Origin of the sequence: Flavobacterium sp. RSP15, from assembly GCF_003968755.1 — a bacterium.
In the GTDB taxonomy this organism is placed as follows: domain Bacteria; phylum Bacteroidota; class Bacteroidia; order Flavobacteriales; family Flavobacteriaceae; genus Flavobacterium.
In genome coordinates this window covers 142,978-160,183 of the sequence record NZ_RYDL01000003.1, presented here as the reverse complement: position 1 = coordinate 160,183, position 17,206 = coordinate 142,978, and the positions used below count along the sequence as shown (strand labels likewise).

Here is a 17,206-nt window from a genome sequence, read left to right as displayed (position 1 = left end):
AAGGGAATTGACAAGATTTAAAAAAAACCGAACCAGGTATTTTTTAACAAGTTGAATTTAAACAAAAAAACCATTCGTTTAGCGAATGGTTTTTTTAGTTTAAAATTAATTCTTAGTTGTGGCTAAAGCCAGAACTACAACATTGTTGATGCATAAAGCTATTGGACTCCTCATGCCATGGGAAATTAGCATTGTATGCGTTGTTTTCCCAATAAAAATTTTGTCTTTTTTTAGGTTCGTTACCTATTTCATTCATTGTTTCGGATTCGTACATTCGGCCATTTGCGATGGTATACAATAATGTATTGGAGTTTTGGATGTTTTCTAATGGGTTTTTATCCAAAACTAAAATGTCAGCTAATTTTCCGGTTTCTAATGAACCAATGTCTTTTCCGGCTCCGATATAATTAGCTGCATTAATGGTGGCTGTTTTCAAACTTTCTAAATTGCTCATTCCACCTTGCTGTATACTCCATAATTCCCAGTGTGCTCCCATTCCTTGCAACTGTCCGTGTGCTCCCATATTGACTTTTACGCCATTGTCAGCAAGCGTTTTCACGGTTTTAGAGGTCAAAATATGATCGTTTTCATACTCTTCATCAGGAGCCATCATGCGGTATCTCGAGCGGGAATCAATTACGGCCCTTGGGGTGAATTGGAGTAGTTTTTTGTTTTCCCAAACATTTGTTTTTTGATACCAATAATATTCGGCATTCAATCCGCCATAATTTACGATTAGGGTAGGAGTATAGCCTACTTTACTGGTGCCCCAAAGTTCGAGTACATCTTTATAAACGGGTGCTACTGGTATATTGTGTTCCACTCCGGTATGACCGTCAATCACCATGGTCATGTTAGTAAAAAAGGTCGAGCCGCCTTCTGGTACCACATTAATTTCTTCTTCTCTTGCTGCTTGTAGTACCTGCTGGCGTTGGTCTCGTCTTGGTTGATTATAGCTTTTTACGGAAAGGGCTCCAAAAACTTTGGTCCGTTTTACCGCAAAACGAGCATCATCAAGATTATTGACAACTGCTTTAAAGTCTCCTTCGGCACCGTACAAAATAAATCCGGTTGAATATATTCGGGGTCCTACAATGGCACCACTTTTTACCATTTCCGAAAGGGTAAAAATAGATTCCGTGTTAGAAGACGGATCATGCGATGTCGTTACTCCAAAGGCTAAATTTGCATAGAAAGGCCAATTTTGTTGTGTGGTTAATCCATAACGAAAAGCACCTACGTGGGCATGAGCATCTACCATTCCGGGCATAATAGTTTTACCAGTCAGGTCATAAACCATAGCCGTTTCAGGAATACGAATGTCACTTGCATTACCAATGGCTTCAATACGATTTTCATTGATTATTATACTACCGTTTTCAATCACTTTGTCGCCGTCCATAGTGATGATACGAGCATTCGTTAGGGCAATTCTGCCTTTTGGTTTATCAACTTTTGATTTTAAATCTATTTTAATACCCATATCAGATGGTTTTTCAACTTTTTCAGGTGAATCCGGTAAAAAAGTAAATCTGTTTTTTACGGCATTCGAAAAATAAGTATTGCCTAACATCCACATCACGTTTTTACTATTGGGTGACCAATGTAAATTAATTCCAGCCTCTTTTGACAATTCTGACACAGGGACATTCTTAGTTTTTTCGTCCAAATCTACTTCTTGGCCGTTGATGTTTAATGGAGCCACATAAGCTTTGTGTAAATGGGTGAAAGCGATCCACTGATTGTCTGGACTGGGTACCAATCGGTTGGCATATTTGGATTTAATATGGGTGCGTTCTTCTTTTCCGTTAAGATCAACACTCTTGAGTCCTTTGGTTAAATCCCCAAAAAACACACCCCCAGTTTGGAAGAAAATACGATTTCCTTCTTTAGTAAATACAGGATATTCTCCTTTTGAGGTAATAAATTTTGATTTGTCACCTGTAACATTCATGGTGTAAATCCCTGGTTTTTTTGAAAAAGCAAAACCTTGATCCATATTCCCGCCTTCCTTGACGTAGACAATTGTTTTTTGGTCAGGAGAGAGACTTGGTGTTCTGTAAATTCCTTTTTCAGAGGTTAATTTAACAGATTTTTTACTTTCTAAATTAAATTTTTTGATGGCTCCTAAATTAGTATCGTTCCAACTAACATAAATTATTTCTTTTCCATTAGCGGTAAAAGTAGGTTCTGCTTCAAAATCAGTATCTGTAGTCAATCGTTTTGGACTTCCATTAGGCAAGCTTTTAGTCCATAAATATCCTAAAGCTCTAAAGACTACTGTTTTTCCATCGGGAGCGGTTACAGCATCACGGATCATTTTTACTGTAAAGTCAGTGTCAGTTATTGGAGTCTCAGAATGAACACGATCTGCAATGTCAATGGCAACTTCGGCTGTGAAAGGAATCTCTGTTATCTGATTTGTTTTTGTATTTATTTTTTGAATTTTACCTCCGGTCCAAATTATAATGTCTTCATTGTTGGGCATCCAATTGAAATTAGGATACACGCCAAACAATGCCCAAGCGGTTTGTTGATCTTTGTTAAGTTTATCATAAACGGGACCTTCTTCACCTGTTTCTAAATTATGAACATACAAAACCGTTGCGGTACGCACTCGTTTTACATACGCTAACAGTTTACCATCTCTTGAAATTTGTGGTCGAGCGGCGCCTCCTGGTCCACCGGTAATTTTTTCTATTTTGCCCGTTTCAAAATCATAGCGATTGATGGCATAGATTTCACTGTTAGGATCTTTATTGTATTTGAAATAACCACCGGGAGAAACGTCTTCACTGTAATACATGTATTTGCCATCAGGAGAAATTACAGGTTCGTTAACATCTTGCTGGTCGTTTTTTCGTTTGGTCAATTGTACGCCACTACCACCGCTAATGTGGTATTGCCACATTTCACCAGCGCCAAGAGAACGGCTTGATGTAAAGTGTTTTCTTGCGACCAGATAATTGCCGTTGGGCATCCAAGTCGCATTGTTCAGTAGTTGAAAATCTTCTTTAGTAACTTGCTTTGAATCACTTCCATCAGCTTTCATGATCCAAATATTATCGCCACCACCAGCATCGCTAGTGAACGATATGTGTTTTCCGTCAGGGCTGAATCTGGGTTGTACTTCAAAAGGAATACCGGAACGAAGTATTTTTGCTGTTCCGCCTGTTATAGGCATCTGGTAAATATCTCCCAAGAGATCAAAAACGATAGTTTTCCCGTCTGGACTCACATCGAGGTTCATCCAAGTTCCTTCGGATGTGGTAAATTTATGGGTCTTGTAATTGAATTCTTTTCCAGGTTTTGCGACATCCCATTTCGGCTTTTCCTGTCCATAGATGTTAGAAATAAAAGAAAATACGAGTAGAAATAAGCTTGTTTTTTTATACATTAAAAAGAAGTTAAAGGGTGATTGTGGATAAATATAGGCAATAAAAATGAAGTAGTTTGTATCTCTCTTTAGATCTTATTGGTATAAAAGCAAAAAACCACCCGCAGCTGCGAGTGGTTTTTGTTTCAATTAAAGCAATAAAAAGATCTTTGTAATTAAAAACAATATTCGTTTTCAGCTACTAATTTAACCGTTATTGTTTCTCTTAATCCTACAACATTTGGCATATTTGTATATTTAGTAAAACGACGTAATCCCATCAACATCATACGTTGTTCATCGCCTTCAGCAAAGGAAATAACACTTTCTTTTCCTTTTTGAGTAACAATATCTACGGCTTTGTACAAGTATAATTTGGCCATTGCGATTTGTTCTTGTACTTTAGTTTCTCCTTCTTTTTTGGCTAATTTCTCCGTTCTAAGGATTGTACTTTCAGCCATATAGATTTCGATCAAAATATCTGAAGCAGCCATCAATAATTGTTGGTGTGCATCTAAATCTGGACCATATTTTTGAACCGCTCCACCAGCAACCATTAAGAATGCTTTTTTCAATTTGCCAATCATTTCTTTTTCCTCAGCAAACAATTCAGAATAATCAGGAGTTTCAAAAGATGGAATTCCCATTAATTCTTCTTGTACTTTTGAAGCAGGACCTAATAAATCTACATGACCTTTCATCGCTTTTTTAATCAACATCCCTACTGAAAGCATTCTGTTGATTTCGTTAGTTCCTTCGTAAATACGGGCAATTCTAGCATCTCTCCATGCACTTTCCATCGGAGTGTCCTCAGAGAATCCCATTCCACCAAAGATTTGAATTCCTTCATCAGCACAGTTTTGTACATCTTCAGAAACCGCTACTTTTAGGATAGAACATTCAATAGCATATTCTTCGACGCCTTTCAATTCTGCTTCTTGATGTGAAATTCCTTCCGCTTCACGAGCGGAGATTCTATCTTCAATATCTTTAGCAGCACGGTAAGAAGCGCTTTCTCCAGCGTAACAACTTGTAGCCATTTCTGCTAGTTTTGCACGGATAGCACCAAACTGAGAAATCGCAGTATTGAACTGGATTCTTTCATTCGCATATTTCACTGAACCTGAAATAACTCTGCGCTGTGCATCCAAACAAGCAGCTGCTAATTTGATGCGACCTACGTTCAAAGCGTTCATGGCAATTTTGAAACCGTTTCCTCTTTCGGACAACATGTTTTCTACAGGAACTTTTGTTTCGCTGAAGAAAACCTGACGTGTAGAAGATGCACGAATCCCTAATTTATGCTCTTCTTCACCCATTGAAATTCCGTTATCTGGAGTGTTTTCAAGGATAAAACCGGTGATGTTTTTGTCATCGCCAATACGGGCAAAAACGATAAACAAAGAACAAAATCCGGCATTCGAAATCCACATTTTTTGTCCTGTGATTTTGTAATGTGTTCCATCTTCTGATAAAACGGCTTTTGTTTTACCAGAATTAGCATCAGATCCTGCGCCTGGTTCTGTCAAACAATACGCGCCAAACCATTCGCCAGAAGCTAATTTAGGTACGTATTTTTGTTTTTGTTCTTCTGTTCCGTACAAAGTGATTGGCATCGTTCCAATTCCAGTATGTGCTCCAAAAGCAGTCGAGAAAGAACCCGTTGCTCCCGAAATATAATCACAAACCAACATTGTTGATACAAATCCCATTCCTAATCCACCATAAGCTTCAGGTACAGCAACTCCTAAAAGGCCTAAGTCCCCAGCTTTTTTCATAGTTTCTTGTGTATACGCATAATCCTTTTTCTCAAAACGATCTTTGTGTGCCCACAATTCTTTATCTACAAATTCTTTTACAGAGTCACGCATCATTAATTGCTCTTCTGAAAAATCTTCTGGTGTAAAGATATCTTCGCACTTTGTTTGTTTAACTAAAAACTGACCGCCACGGGTTACGTTTTTTTCAATTGTATCTGCCATTTCTTGTTATTTTAAATGATGAATTTTATTTATAAATTGAATTGTCAATATTGTCACTCCAAACAAGGAGGAATCTCAGTAGCTAATTCTGCATTAATAGTAAAGATTCCTTCTTTGTCGGAATGACAAACGGATGGAAATCTTTGACTACAAAAGTTCGTAAACCCCAGCAGTTCCTTGTCCAGTTCCCACACACATACTCACAATTCCGTATTTGTTGCCTCTTTTTTTCATTTCGTCGAAGAGTTGAACAGACAGTTTTGCTCCGGTACAGCCTAGTGGATGTCCCATTGCAATTGCTCCACCGTTGACGTTTACGATATCAGGATTCAATCCTAATTCACGAATAACGGCTAACGATTGTGAGGCAAAAGCTTCGTTTAACTCAATTAAATCAACATCATTTAATGTTAATCCGGCTTGTTTCAATGCTTTTGGAATCGCTTTTACCGGTCCAATTCCCATGATTCTTGGTTCGACTCCTGCCGAGGCGAAGTTCACCAAACGAGCGATAGGAGTAAGGTTCAATTCCTTAACCATTTCTTCGCTCATGATTAAAACAAAAGCTGCTCCATCACTCATTTGAGAGGAGTTTCCTGCGGTAACGCTTCCGTTTGCTTCAAAAACCGGTCTCAGTCCTGCCAAAGCTTCTACTGAAGTTCCAGCTCTCGGGCCTTCATCTTTATTTACGATATAGGATTTGGTTTCTTTTTTACCATTTTCATTGATAAATGTTTGTTCTACCGTAATAGGAACAATTTGTTTGTCAAATTTGCCTTCGGCTTGTGCTTTAAGAGCTTTCAGGTGTGAGTTGTAAGCAAACTCATCTTGGTCTGCACGAGACACATTGAATTGTTTGGCAACAGCTTCTGCAGTTAGCCCCATTCCCCAATAGTAATCTTCGTTCCCCGCTTTTGCAACAGCATAATCCGGTGTTGGTTTGTACCCTCCCATTGGAATAAAACTCATGCTCTCGGCACCACCGGCAATAATACAATCTGCCATTCCCGATTGAATTTTGGCTGTAGCCATACCAATTGTTTCTAATCCTGACGCGCAATAACGGTTTACGGTTACACCTGGTACATCTTCAATTTTCAATCCCATTAAGGAAATTAATCGTCCCACGTTTAGTCCTTGTTCTGCTTCTGGCATGGCATTTCCTACCATCACGTCATCGATACGTTTTTTGTCAAAATCAGGCAACTCATTCATCATAAACTGAATGGTTTCTGCTGCCAATTCATCAGGACGTTTAAATCTAAACACGCCTTTTGGGGCTTTCCCCACGGCTGTTCTGTATGCTTTTACTATATAGGCTGTTTTCATTGCAAAAATGTATTAAGATTTTAAGTATTAAGTATTAAGATTTTGGAATTAGTTTAAGACTTTTTGGTTTAATACTTAATTCTATTTTCTTATTTCTTTTTCTTTATAATTATTGGTTTCTCAGTGTTTTTTGAAGTGCGAAATTCATATTACTCACTTCGACTAATTCATTTATTATTGGTGTAATTATTTCTTCATCTATTAATCCAAGACGTTTAGAAATCATTAATTGAGTGATCAATTCAAAAGTTGAACCATTTGCAATTCCTAAAAAATGTGCAAATTCATTTTTAGAATTTCTTCCAGATCCTTCAGCAATATTTGAAGGTATTGAAACAGAACATCTTTTCATTTGACTTGTAAGATTGAATTTTTCTTCTTGAGGTAGAGTAATGCAGGCACGGTAAACATTTTCAGTAATGTCCATTGCTTTTTGCCAGATTTTTAATTTTTCAAATCGGTGCATAATTGTTTTACTTTAATTACTGACTCTTGATACTTTATACTCAAATCTTAATACTCAAATTTCTAATTGCGTAACGGTTTCCCTTTGGTTAACATAAACTGGATTCTTTCTAATGTTTTTCTTTCTGTACAAAGAGATAAGAATGCTTCACGTTCCAGATCCAATAAATATTGTTCGGTTACTAAAGTTGGTTCTGATAAATCTCCACCAGCCATAACATAAGCCAGTTTGTTAGCGATTTTCTTGTCGTGTTCTGAGATGTATTTACCGGCTTCCATTTGGTCTGTTCCTACTAAGAACATTCCCAAAGCTTGTTTTCCAAGAACTTTTACGTCGCTTCTGCGAATTGGTTGTGTGTAACCTGCTTCTGCCATTAATAAAGCGTGTTTCTTTGCTTCAGCAATCTGACGGTCTTTATTCACAACGATGATATCTTTTCCGTGTTGTAAAAGTCCGGTATCAAAAGCTTCGTAACCTGAAGTAGATACTTTTGCCATAGCGATCGTCAAGAAATATTCTTGCAATACGTTCAACTCCACATCATTTTTATGGAATAAATCTGCAGCACGCAATGCCATCTCTTTAGATCCGCCACCGCCAGGAATAACTCCAACGCCAAATTCAACTAATCCCATATACGTTTCGGCTGCAGCAACAACTTTATCAGCGTGTAAGCTCATTTCGCAACCACCGCCAAAAGTCATTCCGTGTGGCGCAACCACAACTGGAATTCCGGAGTAGCGCACGCGCATCATTGTGTCTTGGAACATTTTGATGGCCATATTCAGCTCGTCGTATTCTTGCTCGACGGCCATCATGAAAATCATTCCTATGTTAGCACCCACAGAGAAATTCGCTGCCTGATTTCCAATAACCAATCCTTGATATTCTTTTTCAGATAAGTCAATCGCTTTGTTGATCGCCTGTAAAACATCGCCACCAATCGTATTCATTTTAGACTGGAATTCTAAGTTCAAAATTCCATCTCCTAAATCTTGAATAATAGCGCCGCTATTGCTCCACACTTTTTTGCTTTCGCGTATGTTGTTCAGGATAATAAAGGCATCCTGACCAGGAACCTTAGTTGCAGATTTTGTTGGAATATCATAAAAATAAGTAGCACCTTCTTTTATTGAATAGAAACTTTTAGTTCCATTAGCAAGCATATCAGTTACCCAAGCAGCTGGTTCAAGGCCTTCCGCTTTCATCATTTCGATTCCTTTGGCAACACCAATGGCGTCCCAAATTTCGAAAGGACCATTTTCCCATCCAAAACCGGCTTTCATGGCATCGTCAATCTTGTATAATTCATCTGAAATTTCAGGAATTCTGTTGGAAACGTAAGCAAACATTCCCGCAAAACTTTTACGGTAAAATTCGCCTGCTTTATCTTTTCCTTTTACCAAAACTTTAAAACGATCAATAGGTTTATCAATCGTTTTTGTCAGTTCTAAAGTGGCGAAAGACGCTCTTTTAGCCGGACGATATTCTAAAGTATCTAAATCCAATGATAAAATATCCTTGTCTACTTTTTTATAAAAACCTTGACCAGTTTTGCTTCCCAACCATTTGTTCTCCATCATTTTGTTGACAAAATCCGGCAATTTAAACAAATGGTGTTGTTCGTCATTCGGACAATTTTCGTAGATTCCGTTGGCAACGTGCACCAAAGTATCCAATCCAACTACGTCAACAGTTCTGAAAGTAGCTGACTTTGGTCTTCCAATAACTGGACCGGTCAATTTATCCACTTCTTCAATCGTCAATCCCATTTCTTTAACTAAATGAAACAAACTTTGAATCCCATAAATCCCGATTCGGTTTCCAATAAACGCTGGAGTATCTTTGGCCACGACCGAAGTTTTACCCAAGAATTTGGATCCATAATCCGTAAGAAAATCCAAAACTTCCGATACTGTGTGCGGGCCAGGAATGATTTCGAATAATTTCAAATAACGCGCAGGGTTAAAAAAGTGTGTCCCGCAGAAATGCTTTTGGAAATCGTCGCTTCGTCCTTCACTCATAAAGTGAATTGGAATTCCAGATGTGTTTGAAGTTACTAGAGTTCCCGGTTTTCTGAATTTTTCAATTTGTTCAAAAACCATTTTCTTGATGTCTAACCGTTCTACAACAACTTCAATAATCCAATCCACAGTAGCGATTTGCGCCATGTCATCTGTGGTATTTCCAGTAGTAATTCTGCTGGCAAATTTTGGATTGTAAATAGGAGAGGGTTTCGATTTCAGGGAATTGGCCAAATGCTCATTTACCAATCGGTTTCTAACGATTTTGCTTTCTAAAGTCAGTCCTTTTTTAGCTTCCGCTTCGGTAAGTTCTCTTGGAACAATATCTAATAACAGGACTTCAACTCCAATGTTAGCAAAATGACAAGCAATTCCTGAACCCATAATTCCGGATCCAATCACTGCAACTTTTTTAATTGTGCGTTTCATATAAATAATATTTGATTTTCATTAGAAAATGACAGCGCTATTTTTATTGAAGGATTTCAATTTTGGCGGTATCATTCGCTGTTTTTTCAGTTTGTTCCGCCAGTTCGCTGGCGCTCGTGTGCGTAAATATATTTTTCTCTTGAATTAATTCATTGATGGCTTCTGCAACTTCAATAAAGTGCTGCAGCTTCTCTTCCGAGATCGTTTTTTTTACCGTTTCATTAAATTTCAACACCGTATTTTTTGACAATTCCCTTTTTTCTTTACCAAAATCCGTGAGGTAAATCAATACTCCACGGCCATCCACTGGATTTTTCTTGCGAATAATCAAGCCTTTTTCCTCCATAGATTTAAGGGTTCTGGTCAGGCTGGTAGCTTCCATTCCCATTTTTGGACCTAATGAGGTCGATGGCGTCCCACCATCCTTATCAATACTTAATAAAGCGAACCCAGTAGCCATGCTCGCATCGTATTTCGAAGCTTCTTCATTATACATTCTGGCCACTGCTTGCCAGGTGGCACGTAAAATATAATCTATCGTTTTATCTTTCATAAGTAACTATATCGATTTCAAATATAATAAAAAATACTATGCATGCATAATATATTAAAATATTTTTTTGTTAAAAAGCACTAAATATAAAAAAATGACAATTAAATAGAGTCGATTATACTGTTTTTATGAGTAATTATTTTTTGGGCGTATCCCTTCGTAAAAACTCCGGGTCGGGCTGTACGTTGTATCCACGCTAAAAAGCGTGCGATGCCACTTCCATCCCTTACGCAATTCCTGATGAGAGGAATGATTGGGGATTTTAGTTTAATTGGTGGGATTATGGGTTTACGTAATAAGTAGTTTACTGTCATTAAATTTGATTTTTGAGTTTATTGTTCTTGACTAAAAACCAAAAAACCACGAAAATCAATTCGTGGTTTTTTATAGTATGCTTTTATTTAACCCTTCTTAAACTCCCCTTTATCCACATCTTTCAAGAACTTAATCACACCCGGAAAATAGGTTTTTGGGTCATCGTATTGTGAAAGGTGACTTCCGTTAGGACAAAACAAGAAACGTCCGTTTTGGACTTCGTTAGCAATCCATTTCATGTGTTCGGGATCCATAGTATCGTATTTAGAACCAATACTCAAGGTTGGAACAGTAAGGGTTTTTAGTCTGGCTTTGACATCCCAATTTTTAAGGGAGGCATTTCCAGTGATGCCAAATTCACTGTGGCCTTGCATAAAAACATATACATTAGGATTAATGTGCTTGAAACATCTGTTGATGGATTCTGGCCATTTTTCGAGTGGCATTCTCAAAATATGTTCCGTGTAGTAATGTTTGAACAGTAATTCGCTGTATTTTGGATTATCAAAATCATTATTTTTTTCGATATCCTGTAATTGCTTTAGGATTTTAGAATCCATTTGCGGTGCCAGAACGTCTTTTGCGTAAGCGTTATATTCCTGAGCACTCGCCATCATATTTGAGATAATTAATCCTTTCAGGTTTTTTTGGTATTTCAAAGCGTATTCCATTGCTAGGATTCCGCCCCAAGATTGTCCCATAAGGTAAAAATTAGAACTGTCCAAGCCTAATGCGATGCGCACTTGCTCGACTTCCTCCACAAAACGTTCATTGGTCCACAAACTGTTGTCGTTGGGTTGGTCGCTGTAATACGAGCCTAACTGATCGTAATAAATGTATTCAATGCTTTCGTTGGGAAAATAACCGTCAAAGGCCTCGTATAATTCATGGGTCAAACCTGGACCGCCGTGCAGCAACAACACCTTTATTTTAGGATTATTGCCCACTCGTTTGGTCCAGACTTTAAACGTGCCTTTTGGCGTATGAATCGGAATCATTTTGATGCCGCCTGTGAGTTGGTCGTCCCGTTTGGAGAAATCTAAATAATTTGCTTTTATGGAATCTTCCTTAGGTTTTTCCTGACAATTAGAAAAAAAGAACACACTGACAACGGAGTAAATCAAGACTTTTAGTTTCATAACGGCTAGTTGTAGATTTTATGGAATAAATCAATGTATTTTTCCATTACTATTTTTCGTTTTAGTTTCAGGGTTGGCGTAAGCTGTCCACCTTCCACAGACCATAAATCCGGCGTTAGCTCAAAACGTTTTATCTTCTCCCAATTTCCAAATTTTTCGTTCAGATTGTCAATTTCCAATTGGATTCTTTCGATTACTTTTTCGTTGGCAATTATTTCTTCATTGCTTTTTCCTATGTTGATTCCGTGGATAACGGCCCATTCTTTGATGAAATCAAAACTCGGCTGAATAAAGGCAGCCGGCATTTTTTGTCCGTCACCAATAACCATGATTTGCTCAATGAAACGAGATTGTTTCATCGTATTTTCGATTAATTGTGGTGCTATGTATTTTCCTCCTGACGTTTTGAACATTTCTTTCTTACGATCGGTGATTTTTAAGAATCCATCTTCGTCGAAAATCCCAATATCTCCCGTGTGGAAAAACCCGTCCGTTATTACTTCATTTGTCAGTTTTTCGTCTTTGTAATAGCCCATCATTACGTTAGGTCCTTTGCATAGGATTTCTCCGTCTTTGGCAATAATAACTTCCACATTATCGATTACTTTACCAACTGTTCCTACCCGGAAACCACCATTTCTAATATCATTTACGGAGATTACTGGAGAGGTTTCTGTCAATCCGTAACCTTCCATAACTGGGATTTCGGCAGCGGCAAAAATGCGGGCTAGTCTTGGTTGCAAAGCAGCGCTTCCAGAAACCATTAAATCGAGGTTTCCGCCCAAACCTTCCTTCCATTTACTGAAAATAAGTTTGCGGGCAATTTTAAGTTGAAACTCGTACCAAAATCCATTTTTGCCATACGGTTCATAGATTAAACCTAAGTTAATAGCCCAAAAGAACAATTTTTTTTTGATGCCGGTTAATTCGGTTCCTTTAGCATAAATTTTGTCATATACTTTTTCTAAAAGTCTGGGAACAGCAGTGATTACTGTTGGTTTCACTTCTTTGATATTGTCACTTATTTTTTCAATAGATTCTCCAAAATAGACTGAAACACCATAATATTGGTACAGATACAAAATCATTCTTTCAAAAATATGGCAAATAGGAAGGAAGCTTAAAGCACGGGTTTTTCCGGCTTCAAATGGAATTCTCGCAGCACTGTCCAGCACATTTGACACAATATTTTTATGCGAAAGCATGACCCCTTTCGGTCTTCCAGTTGTTCCTGAAGTATAGATTATTGTGGCCAAATCTTCGGTTTTTACGCTGTTTTTGCGTTGTTCCACTTCGTTTTGGTTTCCGTTGTCTACGCCAAGAATCAGTAATTCATTCCAGTTGGAGCAGCCTCCGATTTCGTTGAAGGAATAGACTTCTTTGAGTGTAGGGACTTTATGTTTGATTAGGTTTACTTTTCGAAGCACTTCGGCATCCGATACGAAACAATACATAGAACCGGAATGGTTTAGAATATATTCGTAATCTTCTTCTGAAATGGTAGGATAAATTGGAACGGTTTGTGCGCCGGTTTGTAGCACACCAATGTCCATAATATTCCACTCGGTTCTATTATTAGAGGAGATGATGGCAATTTTATCGTCTTTTTGAACACCCATTCGGAGTAGTGCTCTCGAAACGGCATTGGCTTTAGCGATATATTCCTGTGTAGATGTTTTGATCCAGACACCGTTTTGTTTGCTTACTAAAGCATCCGGAATAGAATTGTATTTTTCGTGCTGATAATAAGGGAAATCAAAGAGGCGAGTGATATTTATCATTATGGAAATATTGGATTTGTTCGCAAATTAAAAAAAAAATAGGTATAAATTTTAAAAATTATGAATTATATCGCAAAATATTAAAAGGATTCTTACTATTTAACGCAATCGTTTTCATGAAGTATAATTTTTAGTGTAGGATTATAACAATAAATCGCACAAAATATGCACGGTCTCTTGCTTTAGGTACTATTCTTAAGTGCGGTTAAACTCTGTACCTACTTAAGTTTAGGTTAAATAGTTCTCAAGGTCTTTTTGGAGGTTGTACGATTTAATTTTTTAAGCACCAACATCAGGCTTAATACTCTAATGTTAATAGTGATTTTTATGTAGTAAATAGATGTTAGAACGGACGTGCTTTTTATAATTTACTCATCTAAAAGTACTCTTTTATCCTGTAAATTTTTAATGTTATAGTTAATTATGCTGTTCTTTCAATTTATAAATTTTACTTTTATTGTTAAAAGGAACTGCTCCGCTTAACTTTTCGTTGGTTAAAAGTTAAGCGAATACAATAGGCATCTGTATTCATCGCTAAAGTTCTAGTATTTGTTTACTAATTCAAAATATTAGAAAAGGAAAATATTACAGTGCAAATTTTTAGCACGAAAGGTCATACTGCAATTCCATTTACAATTTTTTTGTACCACTCATTAAAATCCGTAATTATTTTTTAACTAAATAAATTATTCACTAATGTACAAAAGTGGTTTTTTTTCTTCACAAGTTTTTATTAATGTTTGTAATGATAGGCATTAAATAAATTTATGTTATTTTAAATAAATTACTTTTATTCTGTATAAAGTAAATAAATTTCAGGTGAGGGTCAAGCGATGCATATATCGCACAATTGGATTTTATGGTCCTTTTTTTGGTTAAAATAATGCTAATATCAAAGTATAGTTCGGCTATGATTTAATGAAGTACTACAGCCGACACAGCTTTTGGTAATCTGGTTACTGTAAAATATAAAATCAGTTATGTAGAGTAGGTTCTAAAACGGATATTCACAAGCTTAAATTTATACTAAAAGCTCAAGTTTTGTGTTCATGGCAAAAACAATATTATTTCCTTCGACGCTAATTTATAATGAGTTATTATTTATTTATGTGAATAAAACGCAGCTTTTTTAAATCTTTTTTCATTCTTTTTTGAATAGTCACTTACGAATGTTAACTATAAAGCGTTTGTTATGCAGAGATATAATCTGTTTTGTAAAAACTATCAAAAAATATTTAGCGATCCACATTGCAAATGCTATAGTTTGTGTCTTAATTTAAGTTGGTACTCGTTGCAAAGGAGCACTAGAGAACATGGATAAACCAGTGCCAGTGGAGAAAAGCATTCCCTAGACCGCGAGTATTTACAGAGAATCGTTGCGGCATTTTTGCAAACTGTGTCAATTCCAATTAGGCACAAAAATTAGTCTAATAAAACTAATTCTAATTCATTTTCTAATCTAGTCTTTAGTTTTTATAGTTTTATTCATAGCAGAAATATTGTTTCTAGTAAAATAGTAAAAAGTAATGAAGTACTCATAGTTTTTTCGTTGTTTGCTCTCTGTTGCGGGTACAGTTTGCAAAACTGCGCTAACGATTGTGGAATATCAGCGCGGTAGGGCTAATCAGCGCGGTGATAAGAAAGGACTCAAATTAGTATTTGAACGATGAAAAGTATTCTTGCTATTGGCAATGAAGATGTTTTAAACATACTAGAGATTTGCAGTGAACCTAATCTGAAAACGTAATCTGTGTTGCAATTGGTTTAAAAGTTGATGTAAAAATAAAACTTAATTAAGAATTCCTAAAATAACTTCCATTATATTTTGGGTTGATATCGGCTTTACCAAATAACCTGACAGTGCGCTAATGCTTTTAGCTTTTAAAACATCTTTTTCGTCTACAGATGAACTCACCATATAAATTACTACTGTCTTAGGCATCATATGCTTAATAAGCAGGTATTCCTCCAAAAACTCCCACCCATCCATAACAGGCATGTTTATATCTAAAAACAGAACGTCAGGAATGTTTTCCTTATTGCCCATTTCATCCTTTAGGAAATTAATTGCTTTCAAACCGTTTGAAAACACAATAATCTTATTTACTAGGTCAGTCTTTTTCAGCAAAACTGATGTAGTAAACTGATAGATATCATCATCGTCTACAATGCAAAAAGTATTTATCTTATTCATTAATGTTATTTTAAATGTTATTTTAGGAAATGTTCAAAAGTCTAGTTCAATTTTTTTTTCAAAATTAACACATTTTTTTAGATTAAAGATTTATTGGCATTGAAGTAAATAATAAATTTTGTTCCTTTATTTACTTCGCTTTCAGCAAAAATGGTGCCTCCCATTGTTTCGACTTGATTCTTAGTGATGAACAAGCCTGTACCTTTCGCATCAGGATGCTCGTGAAATGTTTTATTTAGTCCAAAAAGTTTTGCTCCGTACCTTTCTAGATTAATGCCCATTCCATTGTCTTGGCAAGTTAAGGTAATCATTCCATCTTCATTGATGTACGATTTAAAAATAATTTGCGGTGCTCTTTTTGAAGATCTATATTTAATCGCATTAGTTAATAAGTTTAAAAAAATGCTTTCAAGGTAAATTTTGGGATAATTAATTTTCTCACAAGCATTGAAATCGTAAGTAATAGTGGAAGCCGTTTCCTTAATCTGCATTTCCAGATTGATTATATGCTTTGATACAATATCTTGAAAGAAAAGTTCTTCTTTCGGTATTTCAGTATCTTGTCGTATTCGAACAACATTCGTCAAATCCATTACCGTAGCAGAAAGATTTTCAAAGGCGATGTTGATTTTTTCAAGGAACATGTTTCGCATTTCATCATCTGTCTCGTCTTTCAGTAGATTTAACAAAGCGGCTAAATTGGCAACTGGTGATCTTAAATTATGTGAAACGATATACGTAAAATCTTCTAATATCTTCCTTTTTTTCTCAATCCGATCTGCCAAAAGCTCGAGATTATCAATATTACGTTTAAGTTCTAACTCATACAGTTTCTGATGCGTAATTTCTCTGGTTATTGTTAAGACATCTTCAGGCATTTCACCCGCTTGCTTTTCAAGCGGTATGATTGATAGTTGAAAATAGTTATATTGATTGATATTAGTATAAGTTTCAAATTCAAACGTTTCGGTTTTATTTGTTTTGAAAGCGGATTCTACGTGGCGAATGAATGATTCATTTATCTGGTTATCACCTTCCCACTGAACTTCCCGCATATTCTTACCAATAATATTTTCAGCTTCCATGTTCCGTACTTTGCTAATCGAATCATTGATGAATTGATAGGTTAAATTTTTGTCTATACGCGTAATGATATCCGGATTACTATTTACTAGTGTCTTGAATTGATTCTCACTGATTGATAACTTTTGGTAGGCAATGGCTAAGTCTTTCGTTTGTTCTTCAATGATTAGCTGCAAATCTGCGGGCGATCGATATTGTAATGCTTTTGGAAGGAAGCGGTAAAGCACAAAAACAGTAATCCAAGATATCAATGCGGTCATGCTCAAGACTATTGCATTTAGCCGGTATAACGGAATCCAAAATATAATAGCGTCCACAATATGCGTAGTGCCACAAAAAAAGATGAATAGAATAAAGCATATGAACACCCTATTGTATATTTTTTCTTTCCTTTTTTTGAGAAATTTAAATAGGAGGATCGGGATAGACAGGTAGGCTACTCCAATGGCGATGTTTGCCATAATGTAAAGCCAACCGAGTGTCTCTGACCACTGCCCACAAATCCATCGAGGCATAAAGCCACCAGAGCTGAAAA

10 protein-coding genes are annotated in these 17,206 nt (G+C 36.5%); all 10 read right to left on the bottom strand.

Annotated features, from left to right (window positions below; translation table 11 throughout):
- Nucleotides 1-112 precede the first annotated feature (112 nt).
- On the bottom strand, nt 113-3,397 hold the full coding sequence (locus tag EKM00_RS05170; RefSeq protein WP_126515484.1) for an amidohydrolase family protein: 3,285 nt from the start codon (nt 3,395-3,397) through the stop codon (nt 113-115).
- Between the two features lie 155 nt (nt 3,398-3,552).
- Nucleotides 3,553-5,358, bottom strand: coding sequence for an acyl-CoA dehydrogenase family protein (locus tag EKM00_RS05165; RefSeq protein ID WP_126455649.1), 1,806 nt, complete (start codon nt 5,356-5,358; stop codon nt 3,553-3,555).
- 147 nt (nt 5,359-5,505) lie between these two features.
- On the bottom strand, nt 5,506-6,687 hold the full coding sequence (locus tag EKM00_RS05160) for an acetyl-CoA C-acyltransferase (protein ID WP_126515483.1): 1,182 nt from the start codon (nt 6,685-6,687) through the stop codon (nt 5,506-5,508).
- 109 nt (nt 6,688-6,796) lie between these two features.
- A complete protein-coding gene (locus EKM00_RS05155) occupies nt 6,797-7,153 on the bottom strand; it encodes a four helix bundle protein (RefSeq protein ID WP_126455653.1) in 357 nt (118 codons plus the stop codon).
- A gap of 62 nt (nt 7,154-7,215) precedes the next feature.
- Complete coding sequence (locus EKM00_RS05150) at nt 7,216-9,606, bottom strand: 3-hydroxyacyl-CoA dehydrogenase/enoyl-CoA hydratase family protein (RefSeq protein WP_126515482.1); 2,391 nt, start codon at nt 9,604-9,606, stop codon at nt 7,216-7,218.
- A 43-nt stretch (nt 9,607-9,649) separates the two neighbouring features.
- Nucleotides 9,650-10,159, bottom strand: coding sequence for a MarR family winged helix-turn-helix transcriptional regulator (locus tag EKM00_RS05145; RefSeq protein ID WP_233590911.1), 510 nt, complete (start codon nt 10,157-10,159; stop codon nt 9,650-9,652).
- 401 nt (nt 10,160-10,560) lie between these two features.
- Entirely contained in the window at nt 10,561-11,613 is a 1,053-nt protein-coding gene (locus tag EKM00_RS05140) for a proline iminopeptidase-family hydrolase (protein WP_126515481.1), read from the bottom strand.
- A gap of 5 nt (nt 11,614-11,618) precedes the next feature.
- Nucleotides 11,619-13,394: an AMP-dependent synthetase/ligase gene (locus EKM00_RS05135; RefSeq protein ID WP_126515480.1), complete on the bottom strand. Its 1,776-nt coding sequence runs from the start codon at nt 13,392-13,394 to the stop codon at nt 11,619-11,621.
- Between the two features lie 1,789 nt (nt 13,395-15,183).
- Nucleotides 15,184-15,588 (bottom strand): response regulator, encoded by a 405-nt coding sequence (locus EKM00_RS05130; RefSeq protein WP_126456139.1) that lies wholly within the window; start codon nt 15,586-15,588, stop codon nt 15,184-15,186.
- 77 nt (nt 15,589-15,665) lie between these two features.
- Nucleotides 15,666-17,186: a sensor histidine kinase gene (locus EKM00_RS05125; protein WP_441316548.1), complete on the bottom strand. Its 1,521-nt coding sequence runs from the start codon at nt 17,184-17,186 to the stop codon at nt 15,666-15,668.
- Nucleotides 17,187-17,206: the final 20 nt, after the last annotated feature.

Bases quoted from the DNA above. Each gene is read 5' to 3' on its own strand.
- EKM00_RS05130 (WP_126456139.1), bottom strand. From the start codon at position 15,588: ATGAATAAGATAAATACTTTTTGCATTGTAGACGATGATGATATCTAT.
- EKM00_RS05145 (WP_233590911.1), bottom strand. From the start codon at position 10,159: ATGAAAGATAAAACGATAGATTATATTTTACGTGCCACCTGGCAAGCA.
- EKM00_RS05140 (WP_126515481.1), bottom strand. From the start codon at position 11,613: ATGAAACTAAAAGTCTTGATTTACTCCGTTGTCAGTGTGTTCTTTTTT.
- EKM00_RS05155 (WP_126455653.1), bottom strand. From the start codon at position 7,153: ATGCACCGATTTGAAAAATTAAAAATCTGGCAAAAAGCAATGGACATT.
- EKM00_RS05160 (WP_126515483.1), bottom strand. From the start codon at position 6,687: ATGAAAACAGCCTATATAGTAAAAGCATACAGAACAGCCGTGGGGAAA.
- EKM00_RS05125 (WP_441316548.1), bottom strand. From the start codon at position 17,186: ATGCCTCGATGGATTTGTGGGCAGTGGTCAGAGACACTCGGTTGGCTT.
- EKM00_RS05150 (WP_126515482.1), bottom strand. From the start codon at position 9,606: ATGAAACGCACAATTAAAAAAGTTGCAGTGATTGGATCCGGAATTATG.
- EKM00_RS05135 (WP_126515480.1), bottom strand. From the start codon at position 13,394: ATGATAAATATCACTCGCCTCTTTGATTTCCCTTATTATCAGCACGAA.
- EKM00_RS05170 (WP_126515484.1), bottom strand. From the start codon at position 3,397: ATGTATAAAAAAACAAGCTTATTTCTACTCGTATTTTCTTTTATTTCT.
- EKM00_RS05165 (WP_126455649.1), bottom strand. From the start codon at position 5,358: ATGGCAGATACAATTGAAAAAAACGTAACCCGTGGCGGTCAGTTTTTA.